General features: G+C 58.8%; 19 protein-coding genes. 11 read left to right on the forward strand and 8 right to left on the reverse strand.

Annotation, left to right across the window (positions count from 1 at the left end):
• Positions 1–31: 31 nt before the first annotated feature.
• Positions 32–1,057 (reverse strand): hypothetical protein, encoded by a 1,026-nt coding sequence (locus COA55_RS08185; RefSeq protein WP_290501428.1) that lies wholly within the window; start codon positions 1,055–1,057, stop codon positions 32–34.
• Positions 1,041–2,543 carry an adenylate/guanylate cyclase domain-containing protein gene (locus tag COA55_RS08190; RefSeq protein WP_231880598.1) on the reverse strand — a complete coding sequence of 501 codons (1,503 nt, stop codon included), beginning with the start codon at positions 2,541–2,543 and terminating at the stop codon, positions 1,041–1,043. Before COA55_RS08190 ends, COA55_RS08185 begins: the two co-directional genes overlap by 17 nt.
• Positions 2,544–2,758: 215 nt before the next feature.
• Here COA55_RS08190 and COA55_RS08195 point away from each other — a divergent pair, with 215 nt between their 5' ends.
• Together COA55_RS08195 and COA55_RS08200 are read left to right on the forward strand one after the other, a co-directional pair.
• Entirely contained in the window at positions 2,759–3,727 is a 969-nt protein-coding gene (locus tag COA55_RS08195; RefSeq protein WP_290501430.1) for an alpha/beta hydrolase, read from the forward strand.
• Positions 3,711–4,211 (forward strand): nucleoside triphosphate pyrophosphohydrolase family protein, encoded by a 501-nt coding sequence (locus tag COA55_RS08200; RefSeq protein WP_290501431.1) that lies wholly within the window; start codon positions 3,711–3,713, stop codon positions 4,209–4,211. Before COA55_RS08195 ends, COA55_RS08200 begins: the two co-directional genes overlap by 17 nt.
• Positions 4,212–4,524: 313 nt before the next feature.
• Here COA55_RS08200 and COA55_RS08205 read toward each other — a convergent pair whose 3' ends face one another.
• Positions 4,525–6,531 (reverse strand): SDR family oxidoreductase, encoded by a 2,007-nt coding sequence (locus tag COA55_RS08205; RefSeq protein ID WP_290501433.1) that lies wholly within the window; start codon positions 6,529–6,531, stop codon positions 4,525–4,527.
• Positions 6,532–6,765: 234 nt separating this feature from the next.
• Here COA55_RS08205 and COA55_RS08210 point away from each other — a divergent pair, with 234 nt between their 5' ends.
• The 6 genes from COA55_RS08210 (at position 6,766) to COA55_RS08235 (ending at position 11,527) form a co-directional block, all read left to right on the forward strand.
• Positions 6,766–7,398: a TetR family transcriptional regulator gene (locus COA55_RS08210; protein WP_063538537.1), complete on the forward strand. Its 633-nt coding sequence runs from the start codon at positions 6,766–6,768 to the stop codon at positions 7,396–7,398.
• Positions 7,399–7,513: 115 nt separating this feature from the next.
• Positions 7,514–7,843 (forward strand): hypothetical protein, encoded by a 330-nt coding sequence (locus COA55_RS08215; RefSeq protein WP_290501436.1) that lies wholly within the window; start codon positions 7,514–7,516, stop codon positions 7,841–7,843.
• Between the two features lie 68 nt (positions 7,844–7,911).
• Positions 7,912–8,595, forward strand: coding sequence for a nitroreductase (locus tag COA55_RS08220; protein ID WP_063520724.1), 684 nt, complete (start codon positions 7,912–7,914; stop codon positions 8,593–8,595).
• An 89-nt stretch (positions 8,596–8,684) separates the two neighbouring features.
• Positions 8,685–9,047: a putative quinol monooxygenase gene (locus COA55_RS08225; RefSeq protein ID WP_290501439.1), complete on the forward strand. Its 363-nt coding sequence runs from the start codon at positions 8,685–8,687 to the stop codon at positions 9,045–9,047.
• Positions 9,048–9,236: 189 nt separating this feature from the next.
• Positions 9,237–10,166 carry a MoxR family ATPase gene (locus COA55_RS08230; protein WP_290501441.1) on the forward strand — a complete coding sequence of 310 codons (930 nt, stop codon included), beginning with the start codon at positions 9,237–9,239 and terminating at the stop codon, positions 10,164–10,166.
• Positions 10,166–11,527: a VWA domain-containing protein gene (locus COA55_RS08235; RefSeq protein ID WP_290501443.1), complete on the forward strand. Its 1,362-nt coding sequence runs from the start codon at positions 10,166–10,168 to the stop codon at positions 11,525–11,527. The genes COA55_RS08230 and COA55_RS08235 overlap by 1 nt, the downstream gene beginning before the upstream one ends.
• A gap of 19 nt (positions 11,528–11,546) precedes the next feature.
• Here COA55_RS08235 and COA55_RS08240 read toward each other — a convergent pair whose 3' ends face one another.
• Positions 11,547–13,973 carry a hybrid sensor histidine kinase/response regulator gene (locus COA55_RS08240; RefSeq protein WP_290501445.1) on the reverse strand — a complete coding sequence of 809 codons (2,427 nt, stop codon included), beginning with the start codon at positions 13,971–13,973 and terminating at the stop codon, positions 11,547–11,549.
• A 136-nt stretch (positions 13,974–14,109) separates the two neighbouring features.
• Between COA55_RS08240 and COA55_RS08245 the strand changes: the two genes are divergently transcribed.
• Positions 14,110–14,661: a porin family protein gene (locus COA55_RS08245; RefSeq protein ID WP_063520520.1), complete on the forward strand. Its 552-nt coding sequence runs from the start codon at positions 14,110–14,112 to the stop codon at positions 14,659–14,661.
• An 86-nt stretch (positions 14,662–14,747) separates the two neighbouring features.
• Here COA55_RS08245 and COA55_RS08250 read toward each other — a convergent pair whose 3' ends face one another.
• Together COA55_RS08250 and COA55_RS08255 are read right to left on the reverse strand one after the other, a co-directional pair.
• Complete coding sequence (locus COA55_RS08250) at positions 14,748–16,082, reverse strand: AarF/ABC1/UbiB kinase family protein (protein WP_290501448.1); 1,335 nt, start codon at positions 16,080–16,082, stop codon at positions 14,748–14,750.
• 214 nt (positions 16,083–16,296) lie between these two features.
• Positions 16,297–16,734: a phasin family protein gene (locus tag COA55_RS08255; RefSeq protein WP_231880653.1), complete on the reverse strand. Its 438-nt coding sequence runs from the start codon at positions 16,732–16,734 to the stop codon at positions 16,297–16,299.
• Between the two features lie 249 nt (positions 16,735–16,983).
• Here COA55_RS08255 and COA55_RS08260 point away from each other — a divergent pair, with 249 nt between their 5' ends.
• Complete coding sequence (locus COA55_RS08260) at positions 16,984–17,364, forward strand: hypothetical protein (RefSeq protein WP_063520517.1); 381 nt, start codon at positions 16,984–16,986, stop codon at positions 17,362–17,364.
• Between the two features lie 38 nt (positions 17,365–17,402).
• On the opposite strand, the gene COA55_RS08265 is transcribed toward COA55_RS08260, so the two are convergent.
• On the reverse strand, positions 17,403–17,594 hold the full coding sequence (locus COA55_RS08265) for a hypothetical protein (protein WP_063520516.1): 192 nt from the start codon (positions 17,592–17,594) through the stop codon (positions 17,403–17,405).
• 195 nt (positions 17,595–17,789) lie between these two features.
• A complete protein-coding gene (locus tag COA55_RS08270; protein ID WP_290501452.1) occupies positions 17,790–18,626 on the reverse strand; it encodes an NAD(P)-dependent oxidoreductase in 837 nt (278 codons plus the stop codon).
• A gap of 158 nt (positions 18,627–18,784) precedes the next feature.
• On the opposite strand from COA55_RS08270, the gene COA55_RS08275 reads away from it, so the two are divergent.
• Positions 18,785–19,801 (forward strand): AraC family transcriptional regulator, encoded by a 1,017-nt coding sequence (locus COA55_RS08275; RefSeq protein WP_063537251.1) that lies wholly within the window; start codon positions 18,785–18,787, stop codon positions 19,799–19,801.
• Positions 19,802–19,826 lie beyond the last annotated feature (25 nt).

Genomic DNA, 19,826 nt, shown 5'->3' on the forward strand with positions numbered 1-19,826 from the left:
AACCTTTTTATGCGGTCATGGTTGTGCCCGGTCAGGGCCAGGATTGCTGGAGGCTGCGCAGGTTGCTCAGCACTCGCTGGCTGCGTTCCAGTTTCTTGTTGAGTTCTTCGTTGTCCGGATACAGCGGGGCGACCTGTTTCCAGATTCGGTAAGCCTCGCGATACTGGCCGCGGGCGTAGAGCGCCTCCCCTGTATTCATCTCTTCCGCAAACCGGCGACGGCACCATTGCTCCAGACGTTTGCGATGACTTGCCAGAGCCGGGTTGCCCGGGTGCCGGTTCAGGAAGGCGCGGGCGGCGAGCAGCGATTGCAGCTGACCGTTGCGCTGGTAGCGGCTCATCAGTTGTTCTGCCTGGGTTTGCAGAGCAAGGTTACGCTTGGCGCGGGCGCGCTGTTCTTCGTTGTTCAGTACCTGCTGGGCCTGTGCCAGGACCGGGGAGGGTTCGGCCTGGGGGGCCAGTTGATGGGCGGAACGCAGCAGGTCGCGGGCCAGCATCCACTGTTCCCGCTCACCGAAATATTCGCCCAGGGTGGTCAGGTCCTGAATCAGCTGCTGACGCTCCTCGGCCAGCTTCTGGCGTTCCTGCTTGGCGTGGGGCGCATGAAAGTCGGCCAGCTGCTGTTCCAGCCTGTCGTTGGCCAGCATGGCGACAGCCTGGGCCTGGCGTCTCTCTGCCAGTAACTGGTTCAGCTGGCGCTCTTCCTGTGTGGATAAGGCGGTGCTTAATTCATCCATGGCCGCCGGGTTCAGTACCTTGTCGCGGTTCTGGTTCAACAGGTTGAAGGCATCATCCCATTGCTGGTTTCTGCCCAGTTCCTGGGCCTGGAGAATGATGTGCTGGCGGTACGCCTTGCTGGCCTGGCGGATTCCGGGGTATTGCTCCTGCAAGGCCGGGTATTCGGGGTGCCTGGGTTTGGTTTGTTCAATAATGGCGGCGGCCCGGCTGTAATTGTGTTGTTCCAGCGCAGCGCTGACATCGCTTTCCGGGTGGGGGTTGCCGAGGGTGGCACAGCCAGCCAGTACCGTGGCCAGGGTCAGGCTACTCGCCTTGTACACGTTGATGCTCCGTATTCAGTTTTGCCAGAAACTGGGCAATACGCTGTTCCATCAGCGTTTCGGACAAGGCGTGAACGCCATCGATACGATAGGTGCCCACGGGGTTTTCTTTGCCGCGAATCCGCATGGCCCCGGATTCGGTGGCGCGAACCCGGGAGGCAATATTGGGGTTGGACAGAAGCGGCGCGGCGGCAATGATTTCGTTACCGCCGGCCATGTTCGACAGCCGTGAAGCCAAATTGACCGCGTCACCCACCACGGTGTACTGCATGCGATCGCGTGACCCCAGATTGCCGGCCAGCATGTCACCGGAGTTGATGCCAATGCGGAATTCCACGGTGGTTTGGCCGTGGGCATGGCGGTGTTCATTGAGGCGCTCTACCAGCCGCTGGATCATCACCGCACAACACAGGCCGTGGAACAGGTGTTCATCATCTTTCTCCGGCACACCGAAGACGATCATGGCGCAATCACCCATGTATTTGTCGATGGTCCCCCGATAAAAGCTGGTGGCCGTGGTGATAGCATCAAAATAGACATTGAGCATGTCGGCGATGGCGTCCGGCGCCAGGTTTTCGGACAACCGGGTAAAGCCGACGATGTCCGCAAAGACCACCGTGGCGGAAACGTCACGGCCACCGAGTTGTACCTGATCCAGATCAGCCATCATGTTGCGTGCTACGGACGGGCTGACGAAACGTTGCAGCACCCGTTCTACCTGGTCTTTTTCGAGCATGCCGTGGGCCATGGTGTTGTAGGCTTCGATCAGGCCGCCAATTTCGTCGTTGCGGCGATCCTGAATGCGGTAGTTGAGGTCACCCTTGCGCATGGCGCTGGTGGCAGCCAGCAGGTCATGAATCGGCTGGGCCAGGCGGCGGCTGATCAGGAAAGCAACGATAATGGCGATCACGCTCATGATCAGGGTGGCGGTCACCATGGTGTCCTGCACGGCCTGGCGGGCTGCCACGATGGGGCGGTCAGACAGGGAAATGGCGGTGTGGCCGGCCACCGCATCGCTGATCTTGATCGGGGCGTAGTAGGTGGTGACGGGCTCGTCTTCCAGATCCCAGCGTTTTACCTGCTCATGCAGTGGGCTGGCGGCCAGCGGCAGAATGCCGGCCTTGTCGATCAGGTTGCCGTCGCGACCGAACAGGGCGGCGCCGCGAACGCTGTCGCTGCGGGCCAGGTTGTTGAGTTGTACCTTGAGAAAGAAGGTGTCGTCCGCCAGTAGTGGTTCGCGGGCGGTGTTGGCCAGTTGCTGGGCGATGGCGGTGCCAAAGCTGTCTGCCTGGTCGCGCATGCGGCTGAGCTGATTGTTGAGCAGCAGGGTGCCGAGGATGGTCATGCCGCACAGGATCAGCAGGGAGATGGACAGGCCCAGCTTCCAGGCCACCGGGAAATAGGCCGGGATATAGGGTGCCAGCCACTCGCCGAGGCGGGTGCGTTGGGGGGGGCTGGATTGTTCGGGGCCCTTTGGCGTGCTCACAGTTACGTCCCTGGTGTGGCTGTGCGGGTTGTTCCTTTGTGTTTCTCTCGGCCTGCCGCAGTATCACTAGGCGCGGGGCGCCGGCCTGTGCTTGTCAGCGGCAGTGCTTGCTGTCAAATTCAGGCATGTGCCTTATGCCAACAATAGCATTTTAGTGGTGCCGGGTAAGTAGCCGTCTGACTGTTTGTTACCCGGCCTTGAATTAGGATATGAGTATGGCGTTTACGCGAGAGCGACAGATTCCTGCCAATGGGCTGGATTTTTTTGTGGCGGAGGCTGGCGAAGCCGGTGCGCCCCTGGTGCTGTGTTTGCACGGTTTCCCGGAATGCTGGGCTTCCTGGCGGTACCAGCTGCCGGTGCTGGCCCAGTCCGGTTATTACGCGGTGGCTCCGGATTTGCGCGGTTACGGCTTTACCGGTGGTCCCAAAGAGGCCGATGCTTACCGGCAGAGTGTGCTGGTTGAGGATGTAATGGCCCTGATTAAGGCGCTGGGCTATGACAGCGCCATCCTGATGGGGCATGACTGGGGCTGTGGGCTGGCCTGGCAGGTGGCACGCCGATATCCCAAAGCAATCAGAGCGGTGATCGGTATGTCTGTTCCCTATGGTGGCCCGGCGCCCGAGCCGCCTACTACCGCCATGCGCAAGCTGTTCGAGGACCGTTTTTTCTACATGCTGTACTTCCAGCAAGCGGCCCTGCCTGAGCAAGAGCTTGAGGCTGACGTGTCGTACAGCTTGCGGTGTATTTTTCATGGTCTTTCCGCCGACGGGATCGCGGATTTCAAGGTCGGCCCGGATGATACCGGCTTCCTTCAGTCCATGCCGGTTCCGGCGACCCAGCCCCGCTGGATGCGCGAAGAGGACCTGGCTTATTACGTGGAGCGTTTTGAGCACAGCGGTTTCACTGGCCCGATCAACTGGTACCGGTCCATGGATGCTTCCTGGGAAGAAAGCCGTGATGACACTGACTGGCAGATCGTGATGCCGACCCTGTTTATCGGTGGCCTGCAGGACCCGGTGATCATGTTTGGCCAGAAAGCGCTGCAGCGCATGCCGGATTACATTCCGGACCTGCGTACCGTGATGCTGGATCAATGCGGCCACTGGATCCAGATGGAGCAGGCGGCCGAAGTGAACCGGGAAATACTGGCTTTTCTGGAAGAAATTCATGCCGATGAAGTCTGAGGTTAGCAACTTTCATAAGGTTGGGGAGTTTCATCGGGCATTTTCCTTGCCCGTGGAGCCTCGGCCAGTGGTGCCGGACGATGCGACCGTGCGCCTGCGTCTGGCCTTGTTGCTGGAGGAATTTCACGAGCTGGCCGAAGCGACGTGTCAGAATGCCAGTGATGCCCAGCAGGCGTTTCTCTCCACATTGGCCCAGGCCCGTGAGCAGTTGGAGGCGTTGGATCGGTTTCAGGTTGACCTGGTGGAAGTGGCGGATGCGCTTACCGATATCAACTATGTCACCTACGGCGCCGGGCACACCTTTGGTATCGACCTGAATGCCTGCTGCGAAGAAGTGCATCGCAGCAACATGAGCAAGTTGGGGGCTGATGGCAAGCCGGTGAAGGATGAGCGAGGAAAGGTGTTGAAAGGCCCGACGTACTCGCCTCCGTCACTGGCGCCGGTGCTGGCGGCCCAGGCGGGCAATCCGCAAAGCGCTGGGTAATGTCTGGCGATCGTCAGGGGATGCGGTTGTGCAGTACAGAAAAAAAACCTGATCTACGTCAAGGCGGGGCGGTGCGGTCGGCGGCACTATGACTGCGGGATCTGATCCCGCTGCGTATGCTTCCGGTTGTCTCCGGAAACAATTAGGCCCCGTTTTCGGGGCCTTTTTTTATGGGAGGCTGGATGCCTGACGCTGGACGCATAACGAGAAAAAATTAAACGAAAACCGGGTTGAGCCGGTTTTTCCTTAGGCTTTAATTTTTGGCGTCAGGCGTCAGGCGTCAGGCGTCAGGCGTCAGGCGTCAGGCGTCAAATTACCAATGAATCCCTTTGAACAACCGCGAGAAAGCGGCCTGTTCGCGGCGGATCTTCTTCGGTGTGCCCTCCTTGTCTCCCAGGGCGGCAGAGGAATCCGAGAACAACTTGTAGCCGGTGTTCATGATGGTTTCGGTGACCCGGGGGGTGATGAAGTGCATCACCTGCCCCATGACGCCCAGGTTGGTGGCGATGCGTTTTGGCTGGCGCACAATAGCGTCGCAGATCATGTCCGCTGCTTGGGTGGGGCTGATGGTCGGCACGTGGTTGTAGATCTTGGTGGGCGCGATCATCGGTGTGCGCACCAGCGGCATGTTGATAGTGGTAAAGCGGATCCCCTCGTGGGCCAGCTCGCTGGAGGCGCAGCGGGTGAAAGCATCCAGTGCCGCCTTGGAGGCCACATAGGCGGAAAAGCGGGGTGCATTGGTGAGCACGCCGATGCTGGAAATGTTAATCACATGGCCGCCGCCGTTTTCGATCATGCTGGGCATCAGCTGCATGATCAGTCGCAGGGCGCCGAAGTAATTGAGCTGCATGGTGCGTTCGTAATCGTGGAAACGGTCAAACGCATGGACCACGGAACGGCGAATGGAACGCCCGGCGTTGTTCACCAGAATATCCACATGGCCATGATCGGCGAGGACCTGCTGGATTAAATTGTCCACGTCGGTCAGGTCGGAGACATCACAGCTGTAGGCCTGTGCGGTGCCGCCCAGCTGGTCGATTTCATGCAGGGTTTCTTCCAGTTTTTCGGCGGTGCGGGCAATCACCAGCACGGTGGCGCCGGCGCGAGCCAGCTTCAGCGCGCTGGCCTTGCCGATACCGGAGGTAGCACCGGTGACCATGACGACCTTGCCTTCCACCCGTTCGGGCAGGGTGGGCAGCGGTTGCAGTTCATCCTTGCGCTCGCCGCGGTCCGGGTCCAGATGGTTTTCCCAGAAATCCCACAGTTGCTGGATATAGCTTTCCAGCTCCGGTGCCGCGATGCCAGTGCCTTCCAGAGCCGCTTTGGCGCGGCTGTTATCGTACTCGGTGGGGAAGGTGAGGAACTTCATGGCCGAGGGCGGGATGTCCAGGTTGTCCAGTGCGGCATTGAGCAGCAGGTTGGGGGTCAGGGCGCTGACGCCCTTGCGAACAAAGCCCGGGACCACATCGAACAGGCGGTTTTCCAGCTTCAAGGCCACCCGCGGGGCCTGGGCGGCGCCGGCGATGATGTCCATGATCTCGCCCAGGCTGTAGCTGCGGTCTGCGGTCAGGTGGAAGCATTGGCCATCGTGGTCAGGCTGGTGGGCAATGTGGTCCAGGGCGTCCGCCACGAAATCCACCGGCACCACGTTGAAGTGGCCGCCTTCCACGCCGATCAGAGGTATCCAGTTGGGCAATACGTCTTTCAGCTTCTGGATGAACTTGAACAAGTAATAGGGGCCGTCCACCTTGTCCATGGCCCCGGTTTCAGAATGGCCGACGACCATGGCAGGGCGGTAGATGCGCCAGGGGATTTTGCTTTCCTGGCGTACCAGTGCTTCGGATTCGTGCTTGGTCAGCAGGTAGGCGTCATCAAGCCCGGTGGCTTCCTCGAACATGTCTTCGGTAAAGGTGCCGTCGTAAAGGCCGGCAGCCGCGATGGAGGAGACATGGTGAAAACGGCCGGCCTGAATTTTTTCAGCCAGTTTCAGCGTTTGCCGTGTGCCTTCGATGTTAGTGTAGCGCTGGGTGTTTTCATCGGCGGTCAGGTCATAAATGGCGGCCAGATGAAAAAAGTGATCGATTTGCCCGTTCAGGTCATCCTGATCACGCTTGCTCACGCCCAGCAGTTTTTCGTTGATGTCGCCATGGATGGCCACCAGACGGTCGGCATCCACGCCAAGCCGGCTGCGCAGGGCATCCAGCTTGTACTCGGAGCCACAGCGGACCAGGGCAAAAACGCGGGTATCGTCGCGTTTCAGCAGACGGCCAACCAGAAATCGGCCGATAAACCCGGTGGCACCGGTAACGAAATAGTTCATTGCTTTCCCCTTGTGCTTCCTTGCTGCCTGCTCGGGCAGGCAGGTTGTGTTGTAGCGCTGTCTGATCATGCGCCGTGATCAGGCCGTGTGCCAAATCTTAGGCCTTACATCTGTAAGGCGAATTCTCTTCCAGCTAACAAGTGTTTGTCAAAGATTGTTTTGTAACCGCTGCGTTGTTGCGCCGTGGCCGTCGTTTATGGGATTATTTAACTAACATTCGTTAGTGATACTGTTATGGCTGAAACAGCGCGACAGCGCCAGAAACGGCAAACCCGGGAACGGATTCTGGAATCCGCCCGAAACCTTATGGCGGGCGGGCGTGGCCTGGACAGCCTGGGGCTGCGCGAAGTGGCCCGGGAATCCAGTCTGGCTGCCACCTCCCTGTATAACCATTTTCCGGATATGGAAGCGCTGGGGTTGGCGCTGATTGACTCCTGTTGCTTTCGGCTGCGCTCTGCCATGGAGTACGAGCGGCGCAGCATGATCGAAATCGGTGCGGCCCAGGCGGTGCAGGAGCTGGTCGGGCGGTTTACCCGTTATATTGCCGAGAACGGCAATGATTTTCGCTTGTTGGTGCAGCAGCGTCTGGGTAGCCATGATCGCTACCGGTTGAGAATTCAGCGCGAATTACAGTTGCTGGTGGACGAGCTGGCCGAAGACGTGCGTCAGGCGGTCGCCAGCCAGGGGCGGGTCCAGGTGCCGGCAGAACAGGAGGCGCAAGCGGCCATTGCGATCATGTTTGGCGCCGGTATTTCCATGCTCGACAGTAGCCCCGCTGCGCGCCGTGTGTTGGCGGATCATGCCTGCCTGCAGCTGGAAATGATGGCGCTGGGCGGCAGGCAGATGGCGGTAGGTAATCGGCTATGAAATGGCGGTTTGTGACGTGATTCGTGGGTTTGTGCCGTAAAATGCACTAAAAAGGGTCGCGAACTCAGCAACGTTAATACCGCAACGTTGCCGCCGATTGCCACAGGAGGTGGCGATGTCTTTTGATCCCAAGGATCCGTACGACGCCGCAGCACTGTACGACATGTGGCTCAATTGCAGCCGTTGCCCTGCCACCTTTGATTTTGAACCCGGTGGTGAGGTCAATCTGGATTATTATCACCGTATCGGCCAGCAGGCCCGGATGGAACACTGGGCAGTGTTGCCGGCTCGCAATCACGGCGAAGAACTGGTGTTCAATGTGCTTTGTCCTGACTGCGCCCGGCGCTTTGGGGTGGATGGCTGCGACGGCCGCATGGAGTTGGCTGCACCGGTGATCGACCAGATCTGCCAGGCCATGCGTGACGCGTCCGAACAAGCGGCCTGATCGCTACGGTCATCGTGTCTGTCTCTCCGCCCCGGTAGACTCGGAGCGAGTGTTGACAGGAGCCCTTGATGACCGCCCACGATATTTCCCTGGCTGATGCCATGATTCAGCGCCGCTCCGTACGCGGCTTTACCGACAAACCGGTGCCTCAGGAGGTGCTGGACGCGGTGTTCTCGCTTGCCCAGCGCTCTCCCTCCAACTGCAATATCCAGCCCTGGAAAGTGTGGGTAGCGTCCGGTGCCGTGCGCGATGCGCTGCGCGAGCGCATGGTGGAAAAGGTTACTCAGGGCGTCCCTTTTGCTCCGGATTATGACAGCCTGCCGCGTTTCGAGGGGGTGTACCGGGAGCGCCAGGTGGATTGCGCCATGGCGCTGTACGGCAGCATGGGCATTGCCCGCGAAGACCGTCCTGGTCGCCAGCGTGCCGAATTGCGCAATTTCGAGTTGTTTGATGCGCCCCATGTGGCGTTTATTGGCATGGAGCGGGAGTTCGGCGTCACCGTGGGACTGGATGTGGGCATGTACGTGCAGTCATTGCTGCTGTCCATGAGTGCCTATGGGCTGGGCGCCTGCGCCCAGGGCAGCATGCGTTACTATCCCGACGATGTGCGGGAAATGCTGGGGATCCCGTCCAGTACGGCCATCGTGCTGGGGATCAGCTTTGGGTACGAGGACCCGGATATCGCGGCAAACAAGGCCCGAGTGGATCGGGTGCCGGTCTCCGACTCGGTGCAGTTCTGCGATAGTTTGTAGTCGAGCCCCTGTGCTGAAAACAGGCAGGGTCCGGGCAGCGTTGGCTCGATTGTGCTACAATGGTCGTTTTCCCAGCGTAGTGACCCTCCATGATCATAGTGAAAGGCTCCTTTCCCGTGAAAGAAGACGAACAGCCCCATGCGTTGGCGCTGGTGCAGGCGCTTGCCAGTGCGTCGCGGGGAGAGCGGGGGTGTCTGGCCTATGAGGTATACCTGCAGGCGGATGCGCCCAGGGTGATTATGGTGTGGCAGCAGTGGTCGAACCTGGATGCGCTGGAAATCCATTTTGGCTCCGAGCATGTGGACGCCTTTCTCGATGCCATTCCCGACATGATTGATGGTGATGTCACCTCGGCTCGCTTTGATGTGTCCAGCATGGATGGCGACCCCATTGTCGAGGATGTCAGCGAGATTGCGCCCGTGGTGCTGGCGGACAACATCATTCTGCATTGATGCCCCGGGCGAACCGTTCTGTGCTCGCCTATTGACCCTTTTCCTGCGCTGGTTTTGGGCATGCCGCCGCTTCCTGTCGGTGTTGTGTCGTGGTTGGCCAGTGTCTCCCGTCGTGCTCTGCGTTACTCTGTCTGGCTCAGGCAAGGTCTGGCTTTCGCTGTGCCTTGGCAAGGTTGTGCAGGAGTGCCCATGAAAACCCGTATCGACTCCGTCGAAGACATTATTCGCAGCTTCTCCGAGCAGGGTTACATTTGCAGCGAGCGCATTGCGCTGGCGGTGTACCTGGCGGCGCAGCTACACAAGCCGGTGCTGGTGGAAGGCCCGCCGGGGGTGGGCAAAACCGAGCTGGCAAAAGCGGCCGCCGCCTTTCTGGAAGCGCCGCTGATTCGCTTGCAGTGCTATGAAGGGCTGGATGAAAGCCGGGCGCTATACGAATGGAAGTACGGCAAGCAGTTGCTGTATACGCAACTGCTGCGCGACAAGCTCGGTGGCATGCTGGCCGATACGGATAGCCTGGAAGCCAGCATGGATCGCCTGGGGGATTTGGGTGAAGCGTTCTACAGTGAAACCTTTCTGGAGCCGCGCCCCCTGTTGCATGCACTCCGCAGTGAAGAACCTGCGGTACTGTTGATCGATGAAATCGACAAGGCGGATCAGGAATTCGAGGCGTTTCTTTTGGAGTTGCTATCGGACTTCCAGATTTCCATCCCCGAGCTGGGCACCGTCAAGGCGCGCCACCAGCCCCTGGTGCTGTTGACCAGTAACGACCAGCGCGAGTTGTCCGATGCACTCAAACGCCGCTGTCTGCACTTGTATATTCCCTACCCGGAAGCGGAGCTGGAAGCGAACATCGTGGCGGCACGGGTGCCGGATCTGGATGCACGACTGCGCGAGCAACTGGTGGCGTTCATTCAGTACCTGCGCGAGCAGGACATGAAGAAATTACCGGCTATCTCCGAGACGCTGGACTGGGCCCGGGCGCTGGTGCTGTTGCATGCGGATTCGCTGGAGCAGGAGCTGGTGGCAGATACGCTCAATCTGGTTTTAAAAACCGAGCAGGACGTGACCCTGGCACGGGAGTTGTTGCCTGCCTGGTTGCGCAAGCTGGGCAAACGCTGATGCCGGTCCGTCGCCTTTCAGAATTTGTGCAGGCGCTGCGGGGAGCGGGGTTGCGAATATCGCCGGACGAGGCCAGCCAGGGCATGGATGCGGCTGCACTGGTGGGCTATCAAGGGCGGCAACGCTTTCACGATGCCCTGGCGATGACGCTGGTGAAGCGCGAAGACGATCGCCCTGCGTTTGAGGAAACCTTTGCGCGTTTCTTTGCGGTGACGCCCGGCGCGGCGGCGGCCACATCGAACAACAGCGCCATGCCCGAACCCGTTGAGGAGGCGGGCGAGGCGGGTGAATCTTCCCAGGGCGATGATGGGCTGGCGGGCGACGACGACCTGACGGCACAAACCCCTGCCGAGCTGGAGCAGCGGCTGGCTGAGGCCGCAGCACAAATGGATTTCACCCAGATGGAGGTGATTACCCAGCAGGGCCTGTATACCCGTCGCCTGCTGATGAACATGGGGATGGGGGCGGTGGATGACCGCATTCTGCAGCTGGATCAGGGCGATGCGCCCCGCCAGGCGCGGGCGGAGGCGCTGCGCCAGTGGCGACGGGAGGTGCGCGAGCAGGCCGCCGGCCATGTGCGGCGCCAGTTTTTGCTGCATGGTGCAGGCAAGGGGAGGGCGTTGCGGGAACAGACCATGCGTGCGGTGCCGTTTCGGCATCTGCGTGAATTCCAGGAAGTGAAAACCCTGGTGCGCCGCATGGCTCGGCGCCTGGCCAGTCTGCATCAGCGGCGCATGAAGAAAAGCCGGCGCGGCATGCTGGATGCCCGGCGCACCCTGGTGGCCGGTATTCGTCACGATGGGGTTCCTGCCCGATTGCACTGGCGTCAGCGGCCTGTGCAGAAAAGCCGGGTGATGGTGATTTGTGATGTTTCCAGTTCGGTGAGCGATGCGGCCCGTTTCCTGCTCCAGTTTCTCTATGCCATGAATGATGTGCTGCCACGGGTGCGCAGCTTTGCGTTTGCCTCTCGTTTTGATGAAATCAGCGAGGATTTTCAGCGCTACAGCCCGGACGTGGCGGTGGGACGGGTGCTGGACCGTCTTTCCGGGAGTGGCACCGATTACGGCGAAATGTTTGCGGATTTCTGGCGCCGTTGTGAACGGGAGCTGGACAGCCATACCACCGTTATCATTCTCGGCGATGCCCGCAACAACAACCTCCCGGAAGGCGCAGAGGTGCTGCAGCAGATTCGTCGGCGAGTGAAGCAGGTGTGGTGGCTGAACCCGGAAGCACGTTCCCGCTGGAACAGCGGCGATGCGGTGATGGATCGTTATCTGCCCCATTGCCGGCTGGCCCGCCAGTGCGCGTCACTGGATGATCTTGAGCGGATTGTGGATTCGTTGCTCAAGGGGCTGAATTAGTCAGGGCGTTTTTTTGGAATTAGACGTTATGGGGTTTTGAAGGTGGTGCCCCGGCGTCACGAAGGATCTGCCGCAAGGTGGTTTGCAGGCGCGCCAGGTTCACCGGCTTGGCCAGATGCCCGATCATGCCGGCATCGTGGCAGGCATGGATCTTGTCCGGGATGGCGTGGGCAGTGAGGGCAATAATGGGAACCCAGGGCAAGCGGCCTTCCTGTTGCAGCTTGATAATCGCTCGCGAGGTTTCAAAGCCGTCCATGTCTGGCATTTCGCAATCCATTAATACCAGGTCGAAGGGCTGCTGTGCAGACATCAAGACGGCGATAGCTTCCAGCCCGCTCTCCGCCACTTCCGTCTCGTAGCCCAGTTTTTGGCACAGTCCCTCGGCCACCATCAGGTTGATGTGGTTATCGTCCACGATCAGCAATCGGCCGCCGGACAGGCCGGGCTGGTTGTCAGCGACGGGTTCGCAGGTAAAGGTGTCGGCGCGTTCCGTGGAAGGAATGGGGAGCCGGAACCAGAAGCGAGACCCCTGTTTGGGCTGGCTGTTTACGCCGATTTCTCCTCCCATGATCTCTACCAGTTGCCGGCAAATGGCAAGCCCGAGGCCGGTGCCGCCATAGCGTCGGCTGGTGGAGCTGTCGCCCTGCTGAAAATGGTCGAAGAGTCGGCGCTGCTGCTCTTCGGTAATGCCAATGCCGCTGTCGTGCACCTCAAACAAGGCGTAATCCGCGTTGTCCGAATCCCTCTGTACCCGCACGGTGATGGTGCCGTTGTCGGTGAATTTCACCGCGTTGCTGATCAGGTTTACCAGAATTTGTCGCAGCCGCACCGGGTCGCCCATGCAGCGTTCGCCCACATGGGGAGCAATGTCGAGTGTCAGAGTGTTGGAGTGAACGTGTGCCTTGTGCTGGAACAGGGCCAGGGATTCATTGATCAGGTTGAACAGGTTGAAGCTGGTTTGCTCGATGGGCATTTTGCCCGCTTCGATGCGGGAATAATCGAGGATGTCATTAATCAGGTTCAGCAGGCTGTTCCCGGACTGTTCAATCACGTTCAGGTTGTGGCGTTGATCATCATCCAGGGAGGTCCCCTTGAGCATGTCCACGGTGCCGATAATACCGTTCAGTGGTGTGCGAATTTCGTGGCTCATTACCGCCAGAAATTCGCTGCGGGCGCTGAGTGCGGCATTCAGCTCCCCGGTGCGCTCGGTGACGCGCTGTTCCAGCACTTCGTTGGCTTCGCGTTGAATACGGGCATTCTCGCTTTTCAGTACGGTCATGCGATGCGCCAGCGCAAAGGACAGCAGCAGTGCTTCGGTAAAGGTGCCCAGCTGCATGACGTTTTCCAGTATCCAGCCGCCGTCGATAAGCTGAAAGGTTTTCAGTATGTATGCCGTGGTGGCCAGTGCTACGGCGGTAAAGGCCAGCAGAAAATACCGTGCAGGGCTGTAGCCCTGCCGGATCAGCCAGATAGACAACACAATGGCGATAAGCGGCCAGGGAAGAACAACGGCGGTACTCGCCTGAATGAAAAAATGAAAATTCACCAGTGTTAGCGGCGCAGTGAGAATCAACACGCTGGCGGCGGCCAGCAGCCAGCGATTGATGGCCGGTGCGCGTTTTTTGAGTTCCAGGAACTGGCAGGTGAACAGAATCGAAAACGCCAGGGTCAGCAGATTCAGAACCGGTAATGAGTAATGGTTCCACAGTGTGGCCTGGGGCCAGAGCCACTGATAGCTCAGCCCTTCGCGGGTGAACAGGTTCAGGGTGAACGTGCCCAGATAGAGAACATAAAGCAGGTAGCTACGGTCCCGGATGGAGACAAATATCAGCAGGTTGAACAGAAAGATGGCCACCATGGCGCCGAAATACAGCCCATAAAAAATGGATACCTGAGTGTCTTGCTGGTTGAAGGCGATCGGTGACATCAGCGAGACCGGCAGTTCAATGACATTGTCACCCTGGGCGCGTAGCAGCAGGTAGCGTTGCGAATGCACCGGCAGATCGAGTGTGGAGATCAGATGATTGTGGGCAAAGGAGCGGGTGGCGAAGGGGATGCGATCACCGAGACGGTTATGCCACAGCTGTTTGCCTTGCCGATCAAAAAGGTAGAGATCGAGATAGTCCAGATGGGGGCGCCCCAGTCGGGCAAGCCACGATACCTGGCGGCTCTGATTGTCGATCGGCACGAGGAACCATTGCGGTCCGTCACGAAAACCCAGTGAGGGGTACTTGTCGTGAATTTCTTCGCCTGCGCCATCGAGGAAGGCCTGTAGAGCCATTTCCGGGCTATAGGCGTGCTGGGGGTCGGCTAGCCACTGCATGCCGAGTGACGCCTGGTAGCTGTCCTGATCATCGGTGAGGGTCAGGCTGTGGGCTGATGCGGCCAGTACGAGCAAAAGGAGGCTGGCAAGTCCCTGCCTGATGATGACGAATCCTTGTGTCATTCCCGATCCTGTTATCACTGTTATGTGGATACGGAGTTGGTGTTATCGATTCATTTTACAGAATTTACCGTAGTCGCTGGAACTGTGCGACAGATAAGGTCTCGAAATCGGTGACTTAACGGAAAAGGAGTCCTGTATGAAAGTCATTATGCGTAATGCACTGGTCCTGTCTTGTTCACTGATCGCCGCCCCGGGGGCGTTTGCTGCCGGCCCTTACATTGGCGGTAACTACAGCCAGATTCAGTACGACAATGAAGAATACGACACGGACACCCTGAAAATTGACTCGGCCACGGTTAATGCGGGTTTTGAGTTTACCGATTTTCTGGCGCTGGAAGCCCGTGGTGGTCTGGGTTTTGACGAAGACTCCCAGGGTATTGCTGACTTCGAAATGGATCACCTGTACGGGGGGTACGTGAAACTCGGCGCCCCCATTGGCGAAACGATTCGCCCGTATGTCATCGGCGGTTATACCAAGGTGAAAGGCAAGGTATCGGCCAATGGCACGGTGGCTGGTGTGGATTATTCCTACAGCGATACTGAAACGTTTGAAGATGAGTCCTATGGTGCTGGCCTGGATTTCAATATTACCGATACCGTTGGCGCCAACCTGGAATACATGCGCTATGTGGATACCGATGAAGAAGAAATTTCCGGTATCAGTGTTGGCCTGCGTTCCGCGTTCTGATTGCGGTAGCCAAACACAGGGATACAAAAAAGCCCCTCCGAGTGAGGGGCTTTTTTGTGGTGGATGAGGCTGTCTGTTGGTGGGGGTCAGTCCCCGGGCGCAGCGGCGTTGATCGCTTTTTCCAGGTTGGGACGGAATGCGGTGTTCACGCCGAGTTTCATCATGGTCCAGTAGTGCCCGCTGATGACCCGTTCTACCAGCAGGCTGCGCGAGGAGGGCTGGAACTTGAGCATCTGTTCCAGTGGTGTGCGCTTCACCTGGCGCATGATGTCGGTATGCAGCTGTGAGTCTCCGAAATCGTAGGGTTCGTCATCAAAGGCTCGCAGTAACAGCTCGATCCAGACCGCATAAAAGTCACCGCTCACCCGGGTATCTTTTTTGCGGGCGCCCAGCTCCAGCAGCAGGGTGTCCAGAGTGCTCCAGTCCTTGTTGATGGCGGTGCGCACCAGACGCTTCAGTAATTCGGCATCCTGTTCGGGCAGGCGTTTAACCGCGCCAAAATCGTAGATCACGATGGTGCCATCCGGGCGGAAGGCAAAGTTGCCGGGGTGAGGGTCGCAATGGACCGCCCGCAACTGAAAGATCTGCTGGCCAATGGCATCGAAAAGGCGTTCGCCCAGCTGGTTACGGGTGGCCTGGTCGAAGCCGTGCGCATCGTCCACCTGGTCCAGTGCGGTGCCGGTTTCGTAGCTCAGGGTCAGCACCTTCTCACTGGAGAGGCCAGGAAAAACCTGAGGGATGACCAACCAGGGCTGATCCTGGTGGAAGGCCTGAAAGTGCTCCAGGTTGTTGGCTTCCTGTCGGTAATCCAGTTCCTCATGGAGCTGGTTGCGAATTTCCCGAAATACCGCATCCAGTGCTGCTTCATCCACTTTCAGCAAACTGCCCAGGCGCAGAATGCGGCGCAGGTGCTTCATGTCCGAGTCGATGGATTCCTTGACCGCCGGGTACTGCACTTTCACCACCACTTCGGCGCCGTCCAGCGTCACTGCGTGGTGTACCTGGCCAATGGAGGCCGCGGCAAAGGGTTGTTCATCGAAGCGGGTGAATAATGCGTTCAGTGGCGCGCCGAGTTCGCGCTCCAGTTGTCGCCGAATCACATGAAATGGCATGGGGGCGGAGGCATTCTGGAGCACTTTCAGCTGATCGCTGATTTCGGCGGGCAGGATATCCTGCATCTGTGAGGCAATCTGGCCGACTTTCATGACCGCGCCTTTCATTTCGCCCAGCGTTGCGGCCACTTCCTTGCCGATATGTTGCATCAGCTTTTCCCGATCCGCGGCTTTGGACTGGTCCGACTGGAACAGCCCCTTGACCTGATGTCCTGCCACGCGGGTGGCGATAGAGGTGGTCATGCCGGTGAGCCGGAACAGTCGGCCGGTAGCAGTAGTCGGGCGTTTTCGGCGACGATCGTCGGCCATGGTAAAACCTCGCGGGTTTTCTTGTTATGTATGCAGTTGCATCAAGGCTAGCGCTATGGGCCGCGTATGCACAAGGTGCAATAGTGCCAGAAGGCAGTTCGGGGAAGGCAGACTGACGGATGGGTCAGACAAAGAAAAGGGGCCCAAACGGGGCCCCAAAAGGAGAGTAAGACAGAGTTAAAACAACACGTACTACATTTTCACAAAAACAGAATCAGCCGCGTTTTTCGCCGGTGGAAACCAGTTCGTTGAACAGTTTCTCACCTTCTTCGCGCGCAGTGGCAACGGCACCCAGGCCGGCCAGCAGGTATTCATTGGTTTCTTCGGCTTTCTCGCCGCGCTCTTTCTTGCCGGCTTCCAGCAGCTTTTCGTACAGGGCCTGACGCTTTTCCGGAGCGCTGTCGAGCAGTTCGCGGGCAGCAACCAGGGCGCCACGGCTAGCCAGCAGGGCTTTGGGCTTGTTTTCGGCATCGTCGCCGAAGGCTTTGGAGCCGTTCTCGACGTATTTGTTGAGAAGCTCTTCAGAGCCCTCTTCGGCCTTTTCGTAGGCGCCCAAGCCGGCCAGGTAAAGCTTGTTACCCAGTTCCTTGGCACGGTTTACCAGAGATTCGCTTTGTTCGCGGAGATCTTTCAGCTCGCCCATATCGATCATTCCTTAACGTTGTCCGGTGTTAAAAAGAGAGAATTTCTGTGCAACGTTTATTGCGCTGCGTGGACAAAGAGTAGGGATTGTTGAGGGAGGAACAGGCAATAACTGTCCAACAATTGGACATCGAGTCAGGGGCGGCGAAGTTCCAAGGTGTGATGTCCATCAAAGTTAGTACGCCAAACCGGCCATGGTCGGGATTTCTTCCCATGCGTACACTGGCAAAAAAGACTGTACCGGCTTAGAGAGAGCGACATGATTGAAAAGTTTATCGCCAAGGTGCCTTCCCGAATCTGGGCTGAGGGCCGCCCGGCCCGCGCCCGTCAATGGGAAGCGGAATTTAATGTGGCGTCCTGGGTGCGTATTGCCGGCGCGCCGGGCAAGGTGCAGCTGCTGGTGCGCTACATTGATAACAAGAATGATAAGGCGGTGCTGGTGGATACGGCCGATGTGGGCGGCGAGGGCAGTGCCCTGTTGTCAGGGTCAATTCGGTTGAAGTTGAGTGCCGAGGTGGAGCAGGTGCAGATTTCCCTGCGTCTGGCGGACCCCGCCATGACCCATGTGGTGGAGGAGTTGTTCATGCAGCGACGCGGAGCGGCACTGAAGTCTTCCGACAAGTTGATTTCCAACTACTGATTCTGCTTTCCGTGCGGTCGGTTGCCAGAATGCCTGTGTCAGCCTTGCTGGCTGACGCGTTGCGGGGCGGCGGGCCTGTCCGTGTCTTCGCTGTCCTGCGCGCGCACTGTGGTGTCGCTGTTGTCGATCAGCGATTCCGGCCAGCTTTGAAAATCCAGCCCGGTGAGCCGGTTCAGGTTCTTCAGGGCCGTTTCGGGGCGGTGTTTGTGTAAGGTCAGTATCTTGCTCATGGCACTGTTCCCTGTGATTTGGAATCAATAAAGCGAGAACTGTGCCAGTCGCAGGTTGCTGCTTTTCTCTTTTTATAACAAAGACTTAAAAATTTGCTATGAAAAAGGGGACAGGGTGGCCGGCGGGGTGCGGCAGCAAGTGACAATTTTGGTAACCCCTGCCGCGAGTCCACCCTGTGCGGTTGCCTGGTCTGCCTAGTCCAGGAAAAAGTCCGGTAGCAGCTGGTTGTCTTCCAGTGCCGGGTCGACCCGGTACGGGCTGAAATCCGTCGTGCCGGTTTCTCTCAGAATTTCTTCATCAATGAAAAACTGCCCGGAGGCGCTGGCCATGGGGCGAGACAGGATGGCGTGGGCGGCATCGGCCATGATGGACGGTTGCCGTGCTGCCTGTACCGCGGGTACGCCACCGAGCTGATTCTGCACCGCGGCGGTGTTGATCACGGTTTTCGGCCACAGCGCATTCACTGCGACTTTGCCCCGGTATTCATCGGCCATCCCCAGCACACACAAGCTCATCCCATATTTGGCCATGGTGTAGGCCACATGGCGGCCAAACCAGTGTGGCGTCATGTTCAGCGGTGGAGACAGGTTGAGAATGTGAGGGTTGTCGGCTTTACGCAGGTGAGGGAGGCACAGCTTGCTGGCGAGAAAGGTGCCGCGGCTGTTGATCTGGTGCATCAGGTCATAGGACTTCATGCTGGTGGCTTCGGTGCCGGTGAGGGCGATGGCACTGGCATTGTTGACCAGAATGTCGATGCCGCCAAAAGTGGCGACAGCCTTGTCCACGGCGGCCTGGAGCTGGTCTTCGTGACGAATGTCTCCCACGCAGACCAGCGGAGTACCACCGGCTTCACGAATTTCCTCGGCGGCGGTGTACAGGGTGCCGGGTAGTTTCGGGTGGGGTTCGGTGGTTTTGGCGAACAGGACGATGTTGGCGCCGTCGCGGGCGGCGCGCACCCCGATGGCCTTGCCAATGCCGCGGCTGGCGCCGGTGATGAACAGGGTTTTCCCTTTTAGTGGTGGTGTGCTCATGCTGCTCTCTCCCGAGCCTGTATCCAGATAAAGAAGAAACCTAGCAAGCGCTTGGTTTGTTGGCAAGTAAACGTGAGTTACTTGTCAGCGCCGCGTGGCGACGCTATGGTTGCCTATTCGGTCATTTGGGGCCAGTGCGGCGTAATCGGAATGCAGTCATGACAATTCTAAAAATGGACCCGACGGAGTACTCCGTATCAGCAGAATATCTGGCGTTGTTGCTGGATGTGTTGTCCCGGCGTGGTGTGGCCACGGAAACGTTGCTGGCAGACACCCGTATTGAGCCCGGTTGCTGGCGTGATCCCCAGGCGCGCATCACCGCCCAGGACTTTGAAGTGGTGGCGACACGGGCCATGGCGTTATCCGGTGAGCCCTGGCTGGGCTGGGAGCTGGGCGCGTCCATGACTCTGTCGTCCCATGGTTTTCTTGGCTATGCGGCCATGAGCAGTGCCACTCTGGGAGAGGCGCTGGAGCTGGCGGTGAAATATTTCCGTACTCGCAGCACCCTGGTGCAGCTGGAAACCTTTACCGATGGCGACATGGCCGTGATGCAGATCAACGAGCTGTTGGCATTGGGTGATTTGGCACCGCTGATCATGGAAAGCCTGTTTTCCAGCTTCCATTTCATGGGTGAAAAACTGGTGCCCGGGCTGGATGTGATTGGTGAGTTGCGTTTTTCCTACCCGGAACCCGATTACTTTGCGCGCATGCGCCCGGTGATGCCGGTGCCGGTGTATTTCGATTGTGCCTATAACCAGATGCGTTTCCCGGTGGAGCGGATGCAGTATCCGCTGCAGTTTGCGGATCCGCGCCTGGCGAGAATGGCAGCGGACCAGTGTGAACAGGAAATGGCCAGCATCAAGCTGCCGCCGCCGTTGCTGGGGCAGGTGCGGCGGATCATTCTGGGCGGTGGTGGCCGTTTCCCCGGGGTGGAAGAAGTGGCCGGCGAGCTGCATATGTCATCGCGGACCCTGAAGCGCAAGCTGCAGCAACTGGGCACCAGTTACCAGGAAGTGCTGGATGGGCTGCGCAAAGGGCTGGCGGTGGAATATCTCACCCAGTCGGAAAAAACCGTGGACGAAATTGCGATGACGCTGGGGTACTCCGATGCGTCGAATTTTGCCCGCGCGTTCCGCCGCTGGACCGCGCGCAGCCCGTCAGATTATCGCCCATAGCATGCCGTGCGATGTCGAGTATCGC

Source organism: Alcanivorax sp. (genome assembly GCF_002733835.1).
GTDB lineage: Bacteria > Pseudomonadota > Gammaproteobacteria > Pseudomonadales > Alcanivoracaceae > Alcanivorax.

Bases quoted from the DNA above. Each gene is read 5' to 3' on its own strand.
- COA55_RS08245 (WP_063520520.1), top strand. From the start codon at position 14,110: ATGAAAGTCATTATGCGTAATGCACTGGTCCTGTCTTGTTCACTGATC.
- COA55_RS08255 (WP_231880653.1), bottom strand. From the start codon at position 16,734: ATGATCGATATGGGCGAGCTGAAAGATCTCCGCGAACAAAGCGAATCT.
- COA55_RS08240 (WP_290501445.1), bottom strand. From the start codon at position 13,973: ATGACACAAGGATTCGTCATCATCAGGCAGGGACTTGCCAGCCTCCTT.
- COA55_RS08265 (WP_063520516.1), bottom strand. From the start codon at position 17,594: ATGAGCAAGATACTGACCTTACACAAACACCGCCCCGAAACGGCCCTG.
- COA55_RS08235 (WP_290501443.1), top strand. From the start codon at position 10,166: ATGCCGGTCCGTCGCCTTTCAGAATTTGTGCAGGCGCTGCGGGGAGCG.
- COA55_RS08225 (WP_290501439.1), top strand. From the start codon at position 8,685: ATGATCATAGTGAAAGGCTCCTTTCCCGTGAAAGAAGACGAACAGCCC.
- COA55_RS08195 (WP_290501430.1), top strand. From the start codon at position 2,759: ATGGCGTTTACGCGAGAGCGACAGATTCCTGCCAATGGGCTGGATTTT.
- COA55_RS08210 (WP_063538537.1), top strand. From the start codon at position 6,766: ATGGCTGAAACAGCGCGACAGCGCCAGAAACGGCAAACCCGGGAACGG.
- COA55_RS08215 (WP_290501436.1), top strand. From the start codon at position 7,514: ATGTCTTTTGATCCCAAGGATCCGTACGACGCCGCAGCACTGTACGAC.
- COA55_RS08200 (WP_290501431.1), top strand. From the start codon at position 3,711: ATGCCGATGAAGTCTGAGGTTAGCAACTTTCATAAGGTTGGGGAGTTT.
- COA55_RS08250 (WP_290501448.1), bottom strand. From the start codon at position 16,082: ATGGCCGACGATCGTCGCCGAAAACGCCCGACTACTGCTACCGGCCGA.
- COA55_RS08270 (WP_290501452.1), bottom strand. From the start codon at position 18,626: ATGAGCACACCACCACTAAAAGGGAAAACCCTGTTCATCACCGGCGCC.
- COA55_RS08220 (WP_063520724.1), top strand. From the start codon at position 7,912: ATGACCGCCCACGATATTTCCCTGGCTGATGCCATGATTCAGCGCCGC.
- COA55_RS08205 (WP_290501433.1), bottom strand. From the start codon at position 6,531: ATGAACTATTTCGTTACCGGTGCCACCGGGTTTATCGGCCGATTTCTG.
- COA55_RS08275 (WP_063537251.1), top strand. From the start codon at position 18,785: ATGACAATTCTAAAAATGGACCCGACGGAGTACTCCGTATCAGCAGAA.
- COA55_RS08260 (WP_063520517.1), top strand. From the start codon at position 16,984: ATGATTGAAAAGTTTATCGCCAAGGTGCCTTCCCGAATCTGGGCTGAG.
- COA55_RS08230 (WP_290501441.1), top strand. From the start codon at position 9,237: ATGAAAACCCGTATCGACTCCGTCGAAGACATTATTCGCAGCTTCTCC.